The sequence below is a fragment of the Muriicola sp. genome (assembly GCF_041567615.1).
In the GTDB taxonomy this organism is placed as follows: Bacteria; Bacteroidota; Bacteroidia; order Flavobacteriales; family Flavobacteriaceae; genus Muriicola.
In genome coordinates, this window is the sequence record NZ_JBFGBM010000222.1 from 1 (window position 1) to 3,706 (window position 3,706).

Below are 3,706 nucleotides of genomic sequence, written 5' to 3' on the forward strand. Positions count from 1 at the left end.
AGACAGAATGAAAATGATTTTACTGAAACATGCGGACAAAAAATTTCCTACAAACTTTCTTGATTTTTTGGTTCGTTTTTTATCAAGAAAAAATGAACGGAAAAGAAAAAGAGCGTTTCGTATTGAATTGTAACAAAACGTTGCCACATCTGTCTAACAACTAAATCCCACGTGGAGAACACTATTAAAAACACCAAAACCACTATGAAAACACTCAAAACATTTTCCATCCTGTCCATGGCATTGATGCTTTGGATCAGTGCCCCCGCCCAGGAGGCGGCTCCTGCCGAGGCGCCCATGTCTTCAGCAGATCTCGGCTTTAATTTCGCCCGGAGCATGGCCACCAGGGCTGCAGAACAGATGCCTGAGGAATACTACGATTTCCGGCCTACGGAAGAGGTGCGCACTTTTGGGGAGATCTTAGCCCATTTGGCCGACTCCAATTTCCGAATGTGGAGTATTGCCACGGGGGAGGACAACCCCATGCCAGAGGTCCCTGCGACCAAAAAAGAGGTGATCGAAGCCTTGAAAAAGTCCTATGAAGTACTTGCCGACGCCAGGAATACGCTGACCGAAGAGGAAATGAACCGGATGGTTGGTTTTTTCGGGAGCAGCCATGCGGCCCGCACGGTCCTTGATTTTTCAGCCTTCCACGGGATAGAACACTATGGCAACCTCATTGTCTATATGCGGATGAAAGGCCTGGTACCGCCTTCTTCGCAACAATAAGGATCATTCTCTAATTTTGGTTAAATTCCAGCCCTGCCTCCCGGCAGGCAGGCACCAAATTCCAAGGACATCTAGCTAATAAATGATCCTTGGAATTTGGAATTTGTCATTTGTAATTTCATCGCGTTATGGGAATAAAAGGCAATCGTTTTCTTTCTGTTTTTATCGACCTGTTGATCATCAACGCCCTGATCGGGGTGCTGGGTTTTGTCTGGCGGAATGAATTCTCTTTATGGAACTCCATCACGACGGATGGGTCCCTGAACATACGGGTGAGTTTTGACCTGTTTTACTACCTTATCTACTTTGTATTCTTCGACATTTTTAAGGAGGGGATCAGCATCGGGAAGAAGGCCACGGGGCTGATGATCGTTAATCAGAATGGTCAGGTCCCGGACCGGAACGAGCTCACCAAACGCACCTTCTTAAAGATGATAGGGGTGATCTTTCTGCCCATCGCCGCCCTGGTCTACCTTATCGGGGGATGGGCGATACAGGATGCGACCACGGAAATGAGCGTGGTACAGGGAAACCCCTGAAAATCCGCGTCATTTTATCTTATTTGCATCTGCCACGGTCCTGAACCCCACGTGGTCTGTAGAAGAATCATGGGTCATCCCCATTCGGGCCGAGATCCGGAAACCGGCACAGTAGGATGCATTACACAGAAAGGAACCCCCTTTGATCACCTTTTCCGGCTGGAGGGGGTTGAAGGGCGCTTCCGCGCCCCCGGGGTTTACAGAGACCACCTTGCGGGCCGCCAGGGTGTAATAGGCTGGGTGGAACGTATCCTGTGTCCATTCCCACACATTCCCGGCCATATCGTATAGCCCCCGGGCATTTTCCGGATAGGAGGCCACCGGGGCAAGCCCATTAAACCCGTCCTGCCCTTCATCCCTGACGGGAAAGATCCCCTGCCATGTATTGGCTTTTTGGGGCAAAAGGGCGGGGTCATCTCCCCAGGTATACCTCCCTTCCGGGGAAGTTCCGCGAGCGGCGAGTTCCCATTCTGCTTCTGTGGGCAAACGCCTGCCTGCCCAGGCGCAGTAGGCCAGGGCATCCTCGTAGGAGATATGGACCACGGGATAGTGGTCCTTGCCTTCGATAGAGGAGTCCGGGCCCTGGGGGTGTTTCCAGTTGGCCCCCACCTGCCACCGCCACCACTGGGAGATGTCGCCCATATCTGAGACCGGCTCTTTTGACAAAGTGAATACCATGGATCCCGGCTGGAGTACAGAATCAGGCGGTTTGGGTGTGCCGGGCGGGAGGGTCTTTTTCATGGCCTCCCAGTCTACAGGCTTCTCTGCCGTGGTGATGTATCCGGTCTCTTTTACGAAGGCCCTGAAGCGGGCGTTGGTCACCTCCGTCCGGTCTATATAGAAGCCGTCTACCCTCACCAGATGGGCAGGTTTTTCCGAAGCCATGGCCATGGGATCGTCTGGCCTTGCCCCCTGCATAAATTCGGCCCCTTCTACCCACTGCATCCCCTCAGGGGCTTTAGCCTGCATATCTCCGGCACCGGGTCCTTGCCCACAGGAGATAATGAGGCAAAATAAAGCCAGAGGGGCCACCGGTCCATTCAGAAACCTTCGGAAAAAAGGGATGATGCCTGTTGGTCTCATAAAGTTCAAGTTAGAAAAAAGACCGATACTTAAGCCAGCATCGGTCTTTGTCTTCCCGGACCTCCTCCCGGTTCTTTGTAAGGTACTTTACCAGGCGCCGAGCAGTACGCGCATCCCGGAGCCTACCACCTCAACCCCCCCGTTGGAAGCCCTATAGGCATCCCAGGCTTTTTGCCTGGCCGCGAGGGCAGGGCCGGAAAGCAATTGGTTAGGTCCTCCCAGGGCTGATTTCATGTCCTTATAACCCAGGATTGCCCATCGGTTGTAATGCCCTGTGCCCTGTCCGGCAATGACATTCCCCATATTGACCAGCATACCCGGAGGGTTGTGCTTGGAGTGGAATTTCTGATGTTCTGCATCGTACTTATCGGGATCGGCCACGTCCAGCAATAAATAGACCTGGAAGGGATATCGGGTACTGGTATCCCCGTTAAGGGCAATATGCTTGCCCATGGCAGAGCCCGCTCCGTCCTTGATGTACTGGTTGAGCTTGGTAATAAAGAGGTCAAAGTTCACATTGCCCCCTCCGGCATACATGTTCCCTACCGCCTCCTGGGTCCCCAGGAATACGATGGAATGGGTAGCCTTCATGTCCTCAGCCTTAAAATGGTTTTCGAACAGCCTTACATAGATCCCTTCGGGCTTGTTCTTGGAATAATAATCCTCTACCAGTTTATAGACGGTAGCTTCATTCTGTGGTTCTACCACAAAGGAGTACATGGTGTAATAATTGTCCTGGGCGCTTATGGCTAAGCACAGGAAAAAGGCGAATACAAATACTAATTTTTTCATTGGTCTTGGTTTTTAGGTTGGACTTCTCCGACTCGGGTCGAAGATTTCGATAGATGATCATCCTGAGCTCATGTGCGCAGGTAAAGGGTCGGTATTATTCTTCCTTCTCTTCTTTAGGAGGAGGTGGAGGCATCTTGAATTCTTCCGGCTGTGGATCCAGGGGTTCCAGGGTCTTGCCCTCAAAGGCAGGATGGTCTGCTGGAATAAATGTAGCCCGGAAGATAAAATAGGTCGCGGGCATAATGTCCTCAGGATCCCCGTTGGGTTTGGTGGCATTACCCCTGTAGGGGTTGCGGTACTCCCAAACGATCTCTCTGTCCGGAGTCACTTCAAAGAACCGGCCCGCCGGTCCGGCGTTGATGAAGGTATTCCCGTTCTCCATCCTATGCGCCCCCGAAATAAAACTGGCGTAAAATGACAGGGTGTCCTTGGCCACATAGCTCCACTCCAGTTCATCCGGGCCATAATCCCCCGTCTCCCTGAGGAGATAGGTCCCGTCAGGCTGAAGGGGAGGTTTGATCTCATAGATCGCAGTGTACTGGAGAGAATCCGGTACATTGGGG

4 protein-coding genes and 1 pseudogene are annotated in these 3,706 nt (G+C 52.0%); 2 read left to right on the forward strand and 3 right to left on the reverse strand.

All coding sequences use genetic code 11. The features are described from left to right. Positions 1-204 precede the first annotated feature (204 nt). Together ABYP73_RS12125 and ABYP73_RS12130 are read left to right on the forward strand one after the other, a co-directional pair. Positions 205-729, forward strand: coding sequence for a DinB family protein (locus ABYP73_RS12125; protein ID WP_372974503.1), 525 nt, complete (start codon positions 205-207; stop codon positions 727-729). Positions 730-857: 128 nt separating this feature from the next. Next, a complete protein-coding gene (locus ABYP73_RS12130) occupies positions 858-1,268 on the forward strand; it encodes an RDD family protein (RefSeq protein WP_372974504.1) in 411 nt (136 codons plus the stop codon). A gap of 9 nt (positions 1,269-1,277) precedes the next feature. On the opposite strand, the gene ABYP73_RS12135 is transcribed toward ABYP73_RS12130, so the two are convergent. From ABYP73_RS12135 to ABYP73_RS12145, 3 genes and pseudogenes are all read right to left on the reverse strand, one after another. Continuing rightward, a complete protein-coding gene (locus ABYP73_RS12135) occupies positions 1,278-2,351 on the reverse strand; it encodes a formylglycine-generating enzyme family protein (RefSeq protein WP_372974505.1) in 1,074 nt (357 codons plus the stop codon). An 87-nt stretch (positions 2,352-2,438) separates the two neighbouring features. Beyond that, on the reverse strand, positions 2,439-3,143 hold the full coding sequence (locus tag ABYP73_RS12140) for a hypothetical protein (RefSeq protein WP_372974506.1): 705 nt from the start codon (positions 3,141-3,143) through the stop codon (positions 2,439-2,441). A 94-nt stretch (positions 3,144-3,237) separates the two neighbouring features. Further along, positions 3,238-3,706, reverse strand: a pseudogene (locus ABYP73_RS12145) (hypothetical protein); the annotation flags it as partial.